This window comes from Pseudonocardia spirodelae, assembly GCF_037727765.1.
Classification (GTDB): Bacteria; Actinomycetota; Actinomycetes; order Mycobacteriales; family Pseudonocardiaceae; genus Pseudonocardia; species Pseudonocardia spirodelae.
The window spans coordinates 121,677-136,924 of sequence record NZ_JBBJUP010000007.1; the positions used below are offsets into that span (position 1 = coordinate 121,677).

Here is a 15,248-nt window from a genome sequence, read left to right on the forward strand (position 1 = left end):
AGGTGCCCCATGCCAGTCTTGCGACGTGTAGCACGACCCGCCCTCGCGGCCGTCTTCATCTACGGCGGTATCAACGAGCTGCGCAACGCCGACGCGTTGACCCCCGCCGCGCAGCCCCTCCTCGACCAGGCCGCGCCGGCCATCGACAAGGTCGTCGAGAACGCCCCCCTGGACCGTCGTCCCGACAACGAGACGCTGATCAAGGTCGACGCCGGGGTGAAGATCGTCGCGGGCTCGCTGCTCGCGCTGGGCAAGCTCCCCCGCCTCTCGGCCACCGCGCTGGCCGCCTCCATCGTCCCGACCACGCTGGCCGGGCACCGCTTCTGGGAGGAGACCGACCAGCAGAAGCGTTCCGAGGAGACGATCCACTTCCTCAAGAACGTCGGTCTGCTGGGCGGCCTGCTCATCGCCGCCGCCGACACCCACGGCAAGCCGTCGGCCGCGTGGCGGGCGCGCAAGGCCGCCGAGCGCGCGCAGGCGTCGCTGTCCTACGGCTCCGGTTCCGACACCGGCGCCCAGATCGCGGCCGGACTGGCCGGCGCGGGCACGTCGCTCGCCGCCGCGGCCGCGGGGAGCCGGGAGAAGCTGCAGGGCGCCGTCGAGGAGTACGGCCCGGTCGTGCGCGAGCGCGCCGGTGAGTGGGGCGGCAAGGCCTCCGAGCAGGCCGCGCACCTGTCCGAGGTCGCCTCGGACAAGGCGTCGACCTGGTCCGAGCAGCTCGCCGCGGCGGCCGAGCGCACCGCGAAGGCCGCCGAGAAGCAGGCCCGCGCGGCCGAGAAGCGCGGCGCGAAGCTGGCGAAGGCGGCCGAGAAGAAGGGCACCCAGCTGGAGAAGGCCGTCGACCGGCGCGGTGCGCAGTACCGCAAGGCCGCCGGGCGCTCCGGCGACAAGTGGGTGCGCGAGGCCGAGAAGCGCCGCGCCCGCTGGGAGAAGCAGGCCCGCAAGGCCGTCGCCCGCGCCGAGAAGCGTGCCCCCGAGTACGCCGACCGGTTCTCCACCCTGGTCACCCAGGCCCAGTCGCAGGCGGCCAAGCTCGGCTCCGACCTCGCCGACCGCGCGTCGGTCGCCGGGGCCGAGGCCGCCAAGCAGGCCAAGGCGTCGGCGAAGGACGCGCGCAAGCGGGCCAAGGCCGTCGCGCGCTGAGCGCACCCCGCACACCGCCGCCCCGTCCCCGGATCGCCCGGGGGCGGGGCGGTGGCGTGTGCGACGGACCCGGTGCCCGGGTCAGGCCGGGCGCAGGACCTGCAGCTCGCCGGACTCCAGCGACCGCACCTCGACCACGACCTGGCCGTCCCACACCGGGGCGCGCAGCGCGTTCGCCATCCGGGTGAACAGGGCCTGGCTGCGTGCGTTCGCCGCGGCCTGGTCGGCGATCAGGTTGGGCATCATCCCGCCCGACCGCTTGCGGACCGTCTGCGGCAGCGTCGACAGCGCCGTGAGCAGCCGGTGCAGCCGGGCGACGTCGGCGGCCCGCCCGGCCAGGTCGCTCTCGATCAGCGGGCGCAACGCCGGCAGCGGCCGGTTCGGCGAGCGCAGCAGGTGGTCCGCGGCGGTCAGCAGGATGCGCCGCGCGTCCAGCACGAGTGCCTGGTAGGCGCCGTGCACGGCGGCCGGGAACCCGGTCCAGCCGAGCTTGCCGACCTCGCCGAGCTCGTCGCGCAGCGGGAGCCCCGGCGTGCCGGACCGGTCGGCCCCGGCGACGACGCGCTCCCACCCGGCGATCCAGGCGTGAGTCTGGTGGCGCAGCACCGACAGGTTCGCCACCGCCGTCTCCAGGCCGCGGGCGGGCCCGTCGGCCCCGCCGGACCCCGCGCCGGCCAGCGTGCCGCGCTCCAGCAGCTCGGTCTGGGCCTCGCGCAGCGACTCCTCCGCCGCGCGCAGCCGCGAGTCCAGGCGCATGACGCACGACGGCGCCAGCTGCTCCATCGCCGCGGTCAGCTCCCCGAGCACCCGGGTCTGGGTGCGGGTCGCGGCGATCTCCGCGGCGGTGGTCAGGGTCAGCAGGCCGAGCGCGGCGCCCCCGTGGTCGCCGTGGCCCGGGGTCACCGGCAGCAGCGCCGAGGCCGACGGCACCACCGGGGCGGTCTCGCCGCCCGCGAGGCGCAGCAGCGGCTCGGCCCCGAAGGCCTCGGGCAGCGCGAGCCGGAAGGTCAGGCCGGTCGCGGGGGCGCGGCCGGCGTCGGGCGCGAGCCGGCGGGCCAGCTCGCTCGACGCGGAGAGCGTCGCCCAGGTGCGGTCGTCGTCGACGGGCGGGGTGGGGGACCAGCTCAGCAGCAACGCCGGGCCGGGCGGGGTCCCGTTGCGGACGGGACGCGGGCCACCGTTGCGTTCCGGGGCACCGCTCTCCGTCGCGCCGGGCCGCCCGTCGAGCGGGAGCACGATGCCGCGGGGGTCGTCCGGGTGACCGAGCATGTCTCTCCAACGACGTCACGGGCCCCGAGGTCACGAGCCCGGCGGAAGGGGGGCGTACCCATGGTGCCCTGCGCCGTCGCGGCTCCGGCTCTCGCCCCGGGTACCCGGGTACCGGTAGAACTCCGGTGTGGGGACCGCGTACGTGATCGGCACGTTCGACACCAAGGGCGCCGAGCTGGCCTTCGTGGCCGACCTGATGGCGGCCGACGGCGCCGTGGTGCGCCGGGTGGACGTCTCCACGTCCGGGGACCCGGCACCCGGCCCGGACGTCAGCGCGGCCGAGGTCGCGGCGTGCCACCCGGGCGGCGCGGACGCGGTGTTCACCGGGGACCGGGGCAGCGCGGTCGGCGCGATGGCGCGGGCGCTGCGGGTGTGGCTCGCCGCCCGCGACGACGTCGGCGGCGTCCTCGGCCTGGGCGGCTCGGGCGGGACCGCGCTGGTCACCCCGGCGATGCGCGACCTGCCGGTGGGCGTGCCGAAGCTGATGGTGTCCACGGTCGCCTCCGGCGACGTCGCGCCCTACGTGGGCGCGAGCGACGTGGCGATGCTCTACCCGGTCACCGACGTCGCCGGGCTGCACCGCATCTCCCGGCGGGTGCTGGGCAACGCCGCGCACATGCTCGCCGCGGCCGTGACCGTCGGCGCGCCGCCGGGCGGCGCGGACCTGCCCGCGGTCGGGGTGACGATGTTCGGGGTGACCACGCCGCTGGTCACCGCGGTGCGCGAGCGGCTCGGCGACGGCGTCGACGCGCTCGTCTTCCACGCCACCGGATCCGGCGGCCCGTCGATGGAGAAGCTCGTCGACTCGCACCTGGTCGACTCGGTGCTGGACCTGACCACGACCGAGGTCGCCGACCTGCTCGTCGGCGGGGTGATGGCCTGCGGGCCGGACCGGCTCGACGCGATCGCCCGCACCGGGGTGCCGTGGGTCGGGTCCTGCGGCGCGCTCGACATGGTCAACTTCGGCGCCCGCGCGACCGTCCCGGACCGCTTCGCCGGCCGGACGTTCTACGAGCACAACGCGAACGTGACGCTGATGCGCACCACCGTGGCGGAGAACCGCGAGATCGGCGCCTGGCTGGCGGCCAAGCTGAACGCGCTGACCGGGCCGTGGCGCTTCCTGCTGCCGCTCGGCGGGGTGTCCGCACTGGACACGCCGGGCGCGCCGTTCCACGATCCCGAGGCGGACGCCGCGCTGTTCGCCGCGATCGAGTCCGGGGTGGACTCGCCGGCCGACATCCGGAAGGTTCCCCACCACGTGAACGACCCCGAGTTCGCCGACGCCGTGCTCACGGCCTGGCAGGAGGTGCGGCGATGAGGCGCTTCGCCCGCGCGGAGCTGATGGAGCGCTTCACCGCGATGGCCGCCCGCGGCGAGCCGATCGTCGGCGGCGGCGCCGGGACGGGGCTGTCGGCGAAGTGCGAGGAGGCCGGCGGGATCGACCTCGTCGTCATCTACAACTCCGGGCGCTACCGGATGGCCGGGCGGGGGTCGCTGGCCGGGCTGCTCGCCTACGGCAACGCCAACGACATCGTCGTCGAGATGGCCGCCGAGGTGCTGCCGGTCGTGCGCCGCACCCCGGTGCTGGCCGGGGTCAACGGGACCGACCCGTTCCTGCTCACCGACCGGTTCCTCGACGAGCTGACCTCGCTCGGCTTCGCGGGCATCCAGAACTTCCCGACGGTCGGTCTGATCGACGGCACCTTCCGGGTCAACCTGGAGGAGACCGGGATGGGCTACGCGCTGGAGGTCGACCTCGTCGCCGCGGCCCGCGCCAAGGACATGCTGACCACGCCGTACGTCTTCTCCGCCGAGGACGCCCGCGCCATGGCCCGCGCCGGCGCCGACATCGTGGTGTGCCACATGGGCCTGACCACCGGCGGCGCGATCGGTGCGGGCACCGCGCGGACCCTGGACGACTGCGTCGCGCTCGTCGACGAGTGGGCCGCGGCGGCGCTGGAGGTCCGCGACGACGTGCTGGTCCTGGTCCACGGCGGGCCGGTGGCCATGCCCGAGGACGCCGCCCACGTGCTGCGCCGGGCCCGGGTCTGCCACGGCTTCTACGGCGCGTCCTCGATGGAGCGCCTCCCGACCGAGATCGCGCTGACCGAGCAGACGCGCGCGTTCAAGAACCTGCTGGGGTCGTGATGGCGCGCGGGAGGGCCGTGCCGCCGCCCGGCGGGGACTGGCGGCGCCGGATGGCGGTGCGCGGCGGGCGGGTCTCGCACACCCTCGCCTCGCACGGGTGGCTGGTGTTCCTGCTGGCGGGCGCCGGACTGGGCGTCCTCATCGGGATCGCCATCGGGTTCTCGCAGGTGGGCCAGTACCCGGCGGACGAGCTGTTCGGCCGGTCGATCGGCTACGCGATCGCCTCGGCGGTGTTCTGCGTCGTGCCGTCGGTGCTGCTCCTCGGTCTGCCGTCGCAGGCGCTCGCCCGCGCCTACCTGCGCTCGGCGAGTCCCGCCGAGCGGGAGGCGATGCGCCGGGCGGCGGAGAACGCCCCGGCCGCCGAGCCCGACGGTCTGGTCCCCGGTTCCCGCTGGTCGCGCGCCTACGCCGGCTGCGTCGGCTCGGTGACCGCGTTCCACGGCGTCGTCCGCACAGTGCCCGACGGCCCCGCCCGGGACTGGCTGCGCGACATCGGCGGCAACCTCGACGCGGAGCTCGCCGAGGCCCTGCGCACGGCGCGGATGGGCGAGAGCCTGGACGGCGCCGGGCCGGGCAGCGAGGTCGCCCGCACCGTCGGCGCCCGGCTCGAGGTCGCCCGCACCGCGTTCCACGACACCGCCGAACTCGCCGCGTCGATCGCGCTCGACCTGCGGGTGGACAGCGGCTTCGACGACGTCCGCAGCCAGCTCGACCTGCTCGCGGCGCAGGCCCCCCACCTGCGCCGGCAGACCTGACCGCTCCGAGGAGGAGTCCCGATGCCCCGTCCCTACTCCAGCGCCGTCGTCCCGGCCCCGCTGGCCGAGGTCTGGCCGCACGTCCGCGACTTCGGCGGCCTGCACCGCTGGCACCCCGCGATCGCGTCCTGCGAGCTGATCCGTGGCGCGTCCGGGACCGAGATCGGTGCGCAGCGCCGCCTCGCCCTCGCCGACGGCGGCGGCACGGTCGTCGAGGAGCTCGTCGCCCTGGACGAGCGCGGCCACGCGCTGACCTACGAGATCCTCGAGTCCCCGTTCCCGGTGCGCCGCTACGTCTCCACCGTCCGCCTGGCCCCGGTGACGGCGGTCGGGCACACCTTCGGCGAGTGGTGGACCGAGTTCGACGCCGACGGCGCCGACGAGGGCGAGCTCGCCGGGCTGTTCGCGAACGGCGTGTTCGCGGCCGGGCTGGCCGCGCTGGCGGCGCGCTGGGCCTGAGCGGAGCCGACGGGGCCGCGCGTCAGATCCGGGGGAGGGCCACCCGGTCCCCGACCGAGCCGTCGGGGCCGCGCAGCGAGGCGGCGGCCAGCCCCTCGCGCAGCAGCCAGCGGCCCAGCTCCAGGGTCTCGGCGGTCTCCTGCGGGGAGAGCCTCAGCCCGTCGGGCTGCGTGCTCAGCCCGATCACGCCGTTCCAGGCGCCCCACAGGTAGCGCGTGAGCCGGGCGGAGTCCACCGGCCGCGCCTCGCCGGCCGCGACGGCCTCGTCGATCCGGGCGGCGAACCCGGCGAGCAGCTCGCCGACCCGCTCGCGGATGCGCGCCTCGGTCTCGCCGGCCCGGCCGGACCGGGCCGGACGCGGGTGGGCGAGGAACTGGAACGCGCCCGGGTGCTCCAGGTGGAAGCGCAGGTAGGCGTCGCCGCCGGCGAGGACCCGTTCCAGCGGCGAGTACGGCGGCTCGTCGATGCGGGCCATGTACCCGGCGAACAGGTCCAGCGAGCGCTCGACGAGCGCGAGGTAGAGCCCGAGCTTGCCGTCGAAGTGCACGTAGATCGAGCCGACCGACACGTCGGCCAGCTCGGCGATGTCCTCGATGCGGGCGGCGTCGTGCCCCTCCCGCCGGAAGACCTCCTCGCCCGCGTCGAGGATCGCCGCCCGGGTCCGGGCCCGCCGTCGCGCGCCGCGGTCGGCCGCCGTCGTCGTCTGGTCCCTCACCGCCACCGGACCAGCATAACGCCCGTTGTTTAGAAGTGCGTTCATAACTGAACGGTCTTGAAAAATGGTCGCTGACGTGCCACGATCCGCATCATGGACGCTCACACCGACGTGGTCGTCGTCGGAAGCCGCTGCGCCGGCTCCGCCGCGGCCATCGCCCTCGCCCGACGCGGCCGCCCGGTCGTCGCGCTCGACGGCGCGACGTTCCCCTCGGACACGCTGTCGACGCACCTGTTCTTCCCGCACCACTGGGCCGAGCTGGAGCGGCTCGGGGCGCGGGACCGGGTGCTCGCGCTGGACCCGCCGCTGCACGCGCGCGCGTCGCTGGGCACGCCGGAGGTGGAGATCGCCGGACGCTACCGGGCCTACGAGGGGATCGCGCACGGGTCGTGCGTGCGCCGCCCGGGGCTGGACCTCGCGCTCGTCGAGACCGCCCGCCAGGCCGGTGCCGAGGTGCGGGAGCGGACCCGGGTGACCGCCCTGCTGCGCGACGACGCGGGCCGCGTCGTCGGCGTCCGGTGGGCCGACCGCGAGCAGAACGAGGGCGAGATCCGCGCGAAGCTGGTGATCGGCGCGGACGGCCGCCGCTCGACCGTCGCCCGCCTGGTCGGCACCCGTGAGCACCACCGCTGGGACAACCAGCGGATGATGGCCTTCGCCTACTACGACGACCCGCGCGAGGAGCTGCGCGCGACGGCGGCGCAGTGGCGGGCCGGCGAGGACCTGGTCACGGTCTTCCCGTGCGACGGCGGGCAGTCGATCGTGCTGCTCATGCCGCCCGTCTCGCGGGCCGGGGACTTCCGCCGCGACGCCGCCGGCACCTTCGACGCGATCGTCGCGGGCGTGCCGCCGATGGTCGAGCGGCTGGCGGGCTGCACCCGGGTCGGGTCCGTCCGCACCTCCCGCAGCCACCCGTCGTACTTCCGGCACAGCCACGGCCCCGGCTGGGCGCTGGCCGGGGACGCCGGGCACTTCAAGGACCCGGTCACCGCGCAGGGCATCCGCGACGCGCTGCGCTTCGGCCGCCTGCTCGGCGAGGCCGCCGCCCCCTACCTGGACGACCCGGCCGACCTCGACGCCGCGCTGGCGCGCTGGGAGGCCGACCGCGACGAGCAGTGCCTGCCCATGTACCAGTGGGCCAACGGTCTCGGCCGCGACGACGACGTCTCCCCGCTGGAGGCCGCGTCCTACCGCTGGTTCGCCGCGAGCGAGGACCGCGCCACCGAGCTGTTCGACGTGTTCTCCCGCCACCGCGCCCCGAGCAGCGTGTTCACCCCGGCCCGGCTCGCGGGCTGGGTGCGGGACGGCCTGCGCGACCCCTCGGTCGGCACGGGCGAGGTGTGGCGGACGCTGCGCCGCGACGTCGGGCGCGAGATCGCCCGGGTCCGCGAGCAGCGCGCCTTCGCGCGGCGCCGGGCCGAGTCCGCCGCGCGCGGGCTCACCCCCGGGCCGGACGCGACGACGGCCGGGCGGACCGCGACCGGAGCGGGGGCCGCGCGATGACCGGGACCCTGGTCGACGCGCTGCGCGACACCGTCGCGGCCCACGGCGACGCGGTCGCCCTCCGCACCCGCGACGACGCGATCCGCTGGACCTGGTCGGAGTACGACGCACTGGCCCGCCGGGCCGCAGGCGGGCTCGCCGCGCTCGGCGTCGGGCACGGCGACACCGTCGCGCTGCTGCTGGAGAACCGGCCCGAGTTCCACGTCGCCGACCTCGGCGCGGTGCTGCTGGGCGCGGCGACCGTCTCGATCTACAACACGTCCTCGCCGGAGCAGGTCGACCACATCCTGGGCGACTCGGGCGCGAGTGTGCTGGTGACCCAGCAGAGCCTGGCCGCCGGGGCCGAGCTCGCCGCGTCGCGCCACGGCTGCCGTACGGTCGTGCTCGACGGCCCCGGCCCGGACGGCGCCCTCGGCTGGGCGGAGCTGCTGGCCGCCGAGCCGGTGGCCGCGCCCGCCACCGTCACCCCGGACGATCTGCTGACGATCATCTACACCTCGGGCACCACCGGCCCGCCCAAGGGCGTCGAGCTGACCCACCGCAACCTGATGAGCGCCAACCGGACCATCGGCACGACGTTCGGGCTGCGCGCGGGGGACCGGGTCGTGTGCTGGCTGCCGCTGGCCCACATCGCCGAACGGGACGCCTCGTACTACATGGCGGTCCTGTTCGGGCTCGAGGTGACCACCTGCGCCGACCCGCGCCAGATCGGTGCGGCGCTGCGCGAGGTGCGCCCGCAGTCGTTCTTCGCGGTGCCCCGGATCTGGGAGAAGCTCAAGGCGGGGGCGGAGGCCGCCGTCGCCGGGCGCGAGCCGGCCGAGCGCGTCGCCGTGCAGACGGCGATCGCCGACGCCACCGAGGCGGCCCGGCTGGCCCAGGCCGGCGAGCCGGTCCCCGGCGACCTCGCCGGGCGGGTCGAGTCCGCGCAGCCGGTGCTCGCCTCGCTGCGCGCGGCGCTCGGGCTCGACGCGGTCCGCTCGGCCAACATCGGTGCCGCCCCCAGCCCTCCCGAGCTGACGCTGTTCTTCCTGGCCCTGGGCGTGCCGCTCGGCGAGATCTACGGCATGTCGGAGAACTGCGCGGCGTGCACCTGCAACCCGTCCGACGCGATCCGGGTCGGCACGGCCGGGCCACCGCTGCCCGGCACCGAGCTGCGCCTCGCCGACGACGGCGAGGTCCTCATGCGTTCCGAGGCGGTCATGCGCGGCTACCGCAACCGGCCCGAGGAGACCGCCGCCGTGCTCACCGCCGACGGGTTCCTGCGCACCGGCGACATCGGCGTGATCACCGACGGCTACCTGCGGATCGTGGACCGCAAGAAGGAGCTGATCATCAACGCGGCGGGCAAGAACATCGCCCCGTCCGCGGTGGAGTCGGCGATCACGGCACGGTCCCCGCTGATCGGGCAGCTCTGCGTGATCGGCGACGCCCGGCCGTACAACGTCGCGCTCGTGGCGCTCGACCCGGAGGTCGCCGCCGGGCGGGCCGCCGACGACCCGACGGTGCTCGACGAGGTCGCGCGCGCGGTCCGCGAGGGCAACGCCCGCCTGTCCCGGGTGGAGACCGTGCGCCGCTACGCGATCGTGCCCGACCCGTGGGTCCCCGGCGGCGACGAGCTGACCCCGACGATGAAGCTCAAGCGGCGGCCGATCACGGAGAAGTTCGCCGACACCGTCGAGTCGCTCTACGACGGGGGCGGGATCGACGCCGGCTGACCGCTCGCCGGGGACCCGCCGCGCCGGGTGCGGACGTCGCCGGGCAGCGGGCTGCGCCGCAGGAGCTCCCGCCCGGCCGCGGCGGCGTCCGGCGGCCGCGCCGCCGCCGTCACCAGCCCCGCAGGTCGACCGCCCAGGTGTCGAGCACCTCGTCGCCGTCGACGACGTGCATCCGCTCGTGCAGCGCGACGGTCGGGTCGACGTGCGCGGGCACGACCCGCACCCGGTCCCCGGTCCGCGGCGCGTCGGCGGCGTCGAAGACCAGGTGCTCGTCGGCGCAGAACCACACGTTCCCGCCCGGCACGGCGGGGTTGCCGTGGTCCATCCCGAACGCCTTGAGCCCGGCGTCGGCGACCGCCCAGCCGGGCGTCCCCCCGGCCGGCGCGGTCGTGGAGACCACGGTGGACAGCACGGTGAGCGCCTGGCGGAAGGGCAGGCCGGCGGCGCTGTAGGCGGTGTCCATCAGCGCGTAGGACCCGGCCTGGATCTCGGTGCACGCGGTGTTCATCCGGTGGGTCCCGGTGCCGCCGCCGGAGACGACCTCGCCGCCGACGTCGGCGTGCGCGGCACGCAGCAGGTCGGTGCACCCGGTGGTGAGCCGGGCGCGTTCGCCCGGGTCGGTGAGCAGCTGCAGGTGGCCCTCGTAGCCCATCACCCCGCGGACGACGAGACCGGCGGCGCGGGCGTCGTCGGCGAGCGCCCCGGCCCGCTCGGGGGCGACCCCGCAGCGCGGCATCCCGATGTTGACGTCGACGAGCACCTCGCGCACGCCGCCGTCGACGGCGGCCCGCAGCGTCTGCTGCGAGTCGATCGCGACCGTCACCCGCGCCCCGGTCGCGACGACGGCGCCGAGCCGGCGGGCGTCGAGCACCTCGTTGGCGAGCAGCAGGTCCTCGCCGAGGCCGGCCGCGGCCATGCCCTCCACCTCGCGGACGGTCGCGCAGGTGAAGCCGCGGTGGCCGTGCGCGGCCTGCCGGGCGGCGAGCGCGGTCGTCTTGTGCGCCTTGACGTGCGGGCGCAGCCGCGGTCCGGGCAGCAGCGCCGCCATGTCGGCGAGGTTGGCCTCCAGCGCGGCCGCGTCGACGAGCAGCGCGGGGGTGGTCAGGTCGGTGACGCGCACGGCACTCCCAGCACCCGGTCGAGGTAGGGATTGCGGAACCGGCCCTCCGGGTCGAACCGGTCGCGTACGGCGACGACGTCGTCGAAGCGCGGGTAGCGGGGGCGTAGCTGCGCCTCGGTGCGGGTGTGCAGCTTGCCCCAGTGCGGGCGCCCGTCCAGGTCGGACAGCACGGCCTCGACGGCGCCGAAGTACGCCTCGTGCGGGCGTCCACGGTGGACGTGCACGGCGAGGTAGGCGGTGTCCCGTCCGTACGCGGTGGACAGCGGCACGTCGTCGCCGCCCAGCACCCGGACCTCGACCGGGAAGGTGACGTCGCGGGCGTGCCGCGCGGCGGCCGCGCGCAGCCCGGCGAACGCCTCCGGGAGCGCGGCGCGGGGTACGGCGTACTCCATCTCGAGGAAGCGGACCCGGCGCGGGCTGCAGAACACCTCGTAGGAGCGCCCGACGTACTCGGCGGCCGCCATCTGCCCGGCCATCAGCGCGTTCAGCCGGCCGACCAGCGGCGGGAGCAGCTCACCGGCCCGGCAGACCAGCCCGAACGCGGCGTTGCCGAGCAGCTCGTCGCCGACCCACGCGCCGACCCGGCCGCGGCGCGGGCCGTCGTCGGTGGTCCGGTCGTTCACCTTGAGCGCGGCCAGCTCGGTGTGCGGGAACCAGTAGAACTCGACGTGGTCGTGCGCGGCCGTCAGGTCGTCGAGGCCGTCGAGCACCTCGCGCAGCGGCCGGGCGGTCTCCACGGCGCGCAGCGCGAACGCGGGCACGGTCTCCACGGTGATCCCGGTGAGCACGCCGAGCGCGCCCAGCCCCACCCGGGCGGCGTCGAGCTCGACTCCGCCGTCCAGGCGCCGGATGCTGCCGTCGCCGACCACGATCTCCACCCCGCGCACGCCCGCGGCGATGCCCCGGTACCCGGCGCCGGTGCCGTGCGTGCCGGTGGAGATCGCGCCCGCGAGGGTCTGCTCCTCGATGTCGCCGAGGTTGGGCAGCGCCCGGCCGTGGGTCCACAGCAGACGGTTGAGGGCGCGGAGGGTGACCCCGGCCGGGACGTGCGCGAGGTCGCCGTCGAGCCGTACCCCGGCCGGGTCCGACGGCGCCGCCACGGCCACCCCGTCCGGCACGCCGATCCCGCTGAAGGAGTGCCCGCTGCCGGTCGCCGTGACCCGCAGGCCCGTCAGCGCGGCGGCGCGGACGGCGTCGGCGACCTCGCCGGCGTCGCGGGCCCGGACCGTCCGCACCGGATCGGTGCGCTGGTTGCCCGCCCAGTTCCGCCAGCCGCTCACGGTGGTGAGCCTGCGGCGCGGACGGATCGAGGTCAACCGGCGTGTCCCACCAGTCACCCTGCGTGATCGTTCTCTAGGCTCGCCGGGGTGATGACCAGGTGATGGGCCGGACCCACGCGCTCTCCGGGGCGGTGTTCGGCCTCGCCGTCTGCGCGACCGTGCCGCCCCCGCCGCTGCTGGTCCCGGTCGTCGTCGCGGTGTGCGCGCTCGCCGCGTTCGCGCCCGACCTCGACTACCCGTCCAGTACGGCGTCGCGGGCGCTCGGCCCGGTCACCGGGCTGCTGTGCCGGGTGATCCGGTGGCTGTCGAGGCTGCTCACCGGCATCGCGCACCGCGGGCTGTCGCACTCGCCGGTGTTCGCCGCCGCCGTCGGGCTGCTCGCGTGGTGGGGGACCGGGTTCCTGCTGCCCGGGGACACGGCGGTCTGGACCGGCGTCGCGGCCGGGGCGGGCTGCTGGGTCGGCGCGCTCGGCGACGCGCTGACGACCTCGGGGAACCGGTTCGCGTTCTGGCCGCTGCGGATCCGCTGGCCGCGGGCGCTGCGGTTCCGGACCGGCGGGACGGGCGAGCACGTCGTCGTCGGGCTGCTGGCGATCACCGGGGTCGCGCTGGTGACCGGCACCTGGGCCTGGTGACCCGGGGCCGGACGGCTCAGCGGCGCCGGAAGGTCCGGGCGGGCTTGCCGACCGTGCCCTCGCGCGTCCGGCCGGTGTCGGCCAGGCCGGGCAGGACGTGCCGGCGGAACGTGTCCTTCTGCAGGGGCGTGCCCAGCACGGCCTGGTGGACGGTCTGCAGCTCCAGCAGCGTGAACTCCTCGCCGGCGAGCCCGAGCGGGTCGGGGCCGGCGCGGTAGACGTCGCGGACGTGCGCGACGGCGGCGGCGACGACGTCGTCGTGGTCGTAGGGCAGCGGCGGCAGCGACCCGAGTCCGACGACCTCGGCGGCGCTGCCGGCCAGCAGGGCGAACGGGACGACGTCGACGTGCGCGACGGACAGGACCCGCCCGCGCGGGTCGCGGTCCGGGGCGTCGAACACCCGGAGCTGGCGCGGCTCGCGCCCGGTCACGCCCACCTTGTCGCGCAACGCCCGCAGGGCCGCGTCGCGCAGCGTCTCGCGCCGGTCGACGTGCAGGAACGTCCCCGGCAGTGCCCGGCGGCCCGCCTCGTGCCCGCCGGTGCGCTCGTGCAGGACGACGCCGAGCTCGTCGCCGCCCGGCGGCAGCGTCAGCAGCGCGACGTCGACCGCCACCGACGGCCGCTCGTGGTCGGCGAGGGACTTCCCGTGCTCGTCGCGCCAGATCATGCTGGACAAGTTAGCGCACTCGTGCTCTTATTGGTTAGCGCAAGTTCGATCTAATGAGGGGGACGTGATGGAGCTGCACGTGGGGAGCCCGGTGGTGCGGGGTGGGCTGACGCTGTTCCCGGTGTTCAACGGGGCCGCGGTGTCCGGGCGCGGCTACGACCTGGGGGCCGGCTCCCTGGAGGTCGCGGAGCGGGCCGGGACGCCGGTCGTCGCCGAGCTCGTGGTGACGAACCGCGGGGCGAGGCCCGCGTTGCTGCCGGAGGGAGAGCTGGTCACCGGCGGCCGGCAGGACCGGGTGGTCGCGCGCCCGGTGCTCGTCGGGGCGGGCCGGTCGACGGTGGTGCCGGTGCGCTGCGTCGAGCAGAACCGCTGGGCGGGCGGCGGCGGGCACGCCCGCACCGGGGAGCGGGCGCCGGTCGCGGTGCGCTCCGCGGTCGACGACCAGGCTGCCGTCTGGCGCCGCGTCGCCGGTTACGGCGACGGTGGGGGCGGCGGGTTCGCCGACGTCGCGCGGTCCCGGCGGGAACAGGCACGGCGACTGGTCCGCGACGTGCGCCCGGCCGCGTTCCAGAGCGGGGTGCTGGCCGGGGTCGCGGGCCGGCCGCTGCTGCTGGAGGTCTTCGACTCGCCGCGCACCCTGGCGGCGGTGTGGGACGACCTGCTGGCCGGTGTCGCGGTGGACGCCGTCGGCGCCGACCCGGTGGTCACGCCCGGGTACCGGGCGCGCCGGTTCGTGCGCCACCTGCCCGGGGTCCCCCTGCGACCGGTCGCCGGCGGGGACGCGACCGGGTTCGCCGGGAGCACCGAGCGGTACCGGGTGAGCGGGCTGAGCTGGCGCGGCCGGTCCGTGGTCACGGTCGCGGTGAACGCGGCCCACCCGCTGGTGACGGCGTGAGCGCCGTCGACGCCGCGACCGCGGACCGGGCCGCCGGGGTGCTGCTCGGCACCGCGGTCGGCGACGCGCTCGGGGTGCCCTACGAGTACGGCTCCCGCCCGCTCACCGGCGCACCGGCGATGCTGGGCGGCGGCCTCGGCGACTACGCGCCGGGGCAGTGGAGCGACGACACCGAGATGACCTGCGTGATCGCCCGGGTCGCCGCGACCGGTGCCGACCTGCGCACCCCGCAGGCGCTGGACGCGATCGCCGACGGCTTCCTCGCCTGGTACGCCTCCGGCCCGGGCGACGTCGGGATCCAGACCCGCGGCGTGCTGTCCGGGGTGGAGCCGGGTCCCGGCTCGGCCGCCCGGCTGCGCGGGACCGCGGCCGAGCTGCACCGCTCCCGGGGGCGCAGCGCCGGGAACGGGGCGCTGATGCGCACCGCCCCGGTCGCGCTGGCCCACCTCGGCGACCCGGACGCCATCGTGGAGGCCGCGCACGCGGTCAGTGCGCTGACCCACCACGACCCGGTCGCGGGGGAGGCATGTGCGCTCTGGTGCCTGGCGGTCGACCACGCGGTGCGCACCGGCGTCGCCGACCTGCGGGTCGGCCTGTCCCGGCTCGACCCGCAGTGGACGCGGTGGCTCGACGAGTCGCCGTACCAGCCGCCGAGCGCCTTCGGCCGCAACAACGGCTGGGTGGTCGCCGCGCTGTTCGGGGCCTGGTCGGCGGTGGAACGGGCGACGTCCTTCGAGGACGGCGTGGTCGCCGCCGTCGAGGGCGGTGGGGACACCGACACCGTCGCGGCGATCGCCGGGGCGCTGCTCGGGGCCCGCTTCGGGGCCGCCGCGGTCCCGGACCGCCACCGCGACGTCGTCCACGGGTGGCCGGGGCTGCGGGCGGGGGACCTCACCGGGCTCGCGACGCGGACGGTCGGCGCGGCCCGGTGACCGGCGCCGCGG

The 15,248-nt window shown here is 76.4% G+C and carries 15 protein-coding genes; 10 read left to right on the forward strand and 5 right to left on the reverse strand.

Translation table 11 applies throughout. From position 1 onward, the window contains the following. The first annotated feature begins 9 nt into the window (after positions 1–9). A complete protein-coding gene (locus WJX68_RS10695; RefSeq protein WP_340288941.1) occupies positions 10–1,143 on the forward strand; it encodes a DoxX family protein in 1,134 nt (377 codons plus the stop codon). A gap of 81 nt (positions 1,144–1,224) precedes the next feature. Here the strand turns inward: WJX68_RS10695 and WJX68_RS10700 are convergent, their stop codons facing one another. Further along, complete coding sequence (locus WJX68_RS10700) at positions 1,225–2,412, reverse strand: hypothetical protein (protein WP_340288944.1); 1,188 nt, start codon at positions 2,410–2,412, stop codon at positions 1,225–1,227. A gap of 127 nt (positions 2,413–2,539) precedes the next feature. Here WJX68_RS10700 and WJX68_RS10705 point away from each other — a divergent pair, with 127 nt between their 5' ends. Genes WJX68_RS10705 through WJX68_RS10720 form a run of 4 tightly spaced genes read left to right on the forward strand, consistent with a single transcriptional unit; the run spans position 2,540 to position 5,774 of the window. Further along, the gene (locus tag WJX68_RS10705; RefSeq protein ID WP_340288947.1) at positions 2,540–3,730 is read left to right on the forward strand and encodes a Tm-1-like ATP-binding domain-containing protein; all 1,191 of its coding nucleotides are present in this window, start codon (positions 2,540–2,542) and stop codon (positions 3,728–3,730) included. After that, on the forward strand, positions 3,727–4,560 hold the full coding sequence (locus WJX68_RS10710; protein ID WP_340288950.1) for a phosphoenolpyruvate hydrolase family protein: 834 nt from the start codon (positions 3,727–3,729) through the stop codon (positions 4,558–4,560). The genes WJX68_RS10705 and WJX68_RS10710 overlap by 4 nt, the downstream gene beginning before the upstream one ends. Continuing rightward, positions 4,560–5,315 carry a hypothetical protein gene (locus WJX68_RS10715; RefSeq protein ID WP_340288953.1) on the forward strand — a complete coding sequence of 252 codons (756 nt, stop codon included), beginning with the start codon at positions 4,560–4,562 and terminating at the stop codon, positions 5,313–5,315. The genes WJX68_RS10710 and WJX68_RS10715 overlap by 1 nt, the downstream gene beginning before the upstream one ends. A gap of 21 nt (positions 5,316–5,336) precedes the next feature. Then, complete coding sequence (locus tag WJX68_RS10720; RefSeq protein ID WP_340288956.1) at positions 5,337–5,774, forward strand: SRPBCC family protein; 438 nt, start codon at positions 5,337–5,339, stop codon at positions 5,772–5,774. Between the two features lie 22 nt (positions 5,775–5,796). Here WJX68_RS10720 and WJX68_RS10725 read toward each other — a convergent pair whose 3' ends face one another. Further along, positions 5,797–6,495 (reverse strand): TetR/AcrR family transcriptional regulator, encoded by a 699-nt coding sequence (locus tag WJX68_RS10725; protein WP_340288959.1) that lies wholly within the window; start codon positions 6,493–6,495, stop codon positions 5,797–5,799. Between the two features lie 87 nt (positions 6,496–6,582). On the opposite strand from WJX68_RS10725, the gene WJX68_RS10730 reads away from it, so the two are divergent. After that, on the forward strand, positions 6,583–7,992 hold the full coding sequence (locus tag WJX68_RS10730) for an NAD(P)/FAD-dependent oxidoreductase (RefSeq protein WP_340288962.1): 1,410 nt from the start codon (positions 6,583–6,585) through the stop codon (positions 7,990–7,992). Further along, positions 7,989–9,707 carry an AMP-dependent synthetase/ligase gene (locus tag WJX68_RS10735; protein WP_340288964.1) on the forward strand — a complete coding sequence of 573 codons (1,719 nt, stop codon included), beginning with the start codon at positions 7,989–7,991 and terminating at the stop codon, positions 9,705–9,707. Before WJX68_RS10730 ends, WJX68_RS10735 begins: the two co-directional genes overlap by 4 nt. A 109-nt stretch (positions 9,708–9,816) precedes the next feature. Here the strand turns inward: WJX68_RS10735 and WJX68_RS10740 are convergent, their stop codons facing one another. Both WJX68_RS10740 and WJX68_RS10745 read right to left on the reverse strand, forming a co-directional pair. Continuing rightward, positions 9,817–10,827 (reverse strand): alanine racemase, encoded by a 1,011-nt coding sequence (locus tag WJX68_RS10740; RefSeq protein WP_340288967.1) that lies wholly within the window; start codon positions 10,825–10,827, stop codon positions 9,817–9,819. Beyond that, positions 10,809–12,107, reverse strand: a complete 1,299-nt coding sequence (locus WJX68_RS10745; protein ID WP_340288970.1) for a D-arabinono-1,4-lactone oxidase — start codon at positions 12,105–12,107, stop codon at positions 10,809–10,811. Before WJX68_RS10745 ends, WJX68_RS10740 begins: the two co-directional genes overlap by 19 nt. Positions 12,108–12,208: 101 nt before the next feature. Here WJX68_RS10745 and WJX68_RS10750 point away from each other — a divergent pair, with 101 nt between their 5' ends. Further along, on the forward strand, positions 12,209–12,742 hold the full coding sequence (locus WJX68_RS10750; RefSeq protein ID WP_340288973.1) for a metal-dependent hydrolase: 534 nt from the start codon (positions 12,209–12,211) through the stop codon (positions 12,740–12,742). A gap of 16 nt (positions 12,743–12,758) precedes the next feature. On the opposite strand, the gene WJX68_RS10755 is transcribed toward WJX68_RS10750, so the two are convergent. Further along, on the reverse strand, positions 12,759–13,409 hold the full coding sequence (locus WJX68_RS10755) for an NrtR DNA-binding winged helix domain-containing protein (protein ID WP_340288976.1): 651 nt from the start codon (positions 13,407–13,409) through the stop codon (positions 12,759–12,761). 67 nt (positions 13,410–13,476) lie between these two features. Between WJX68_RS10755 and WJX68_RS10760 the strand changes: the two genes are divergently transcribed. Together WJX68_RS10760 and WJX68_RS10765 are read left to right on the forward strand one after the other, a co-directional pair. After that, on the forward strand, positions 13,477–14,304 hold the full coding sequence (locus tag WJX68_RS10760) for an ARPP-1 family domain-containing protein (RefSeq protein WP_340288978.1): 828 nt from the start codon (positions 13,477–13,479) through the stop codon (positions 14,302–14,304). Then, the gene (locus WJX68_RS10765; protein ID WP_340288981.1) at positions 14,301–15,236 is read left to right on the forward strand and encodes an ADP-ribosylglycohydrolase family protein; all 936 of its coding nucleotides are present in this window, start codon (positions 14,301–14,303) and stop codon (positions 15,234–15,236) included. The genes WJX68_RS10760 and WJX68_RS10765 overlap by 4 nt, the downstream gene beginning before the upstream one ends. Positions 15,237–15,248 lie beyond the last annotated feature (12 nt).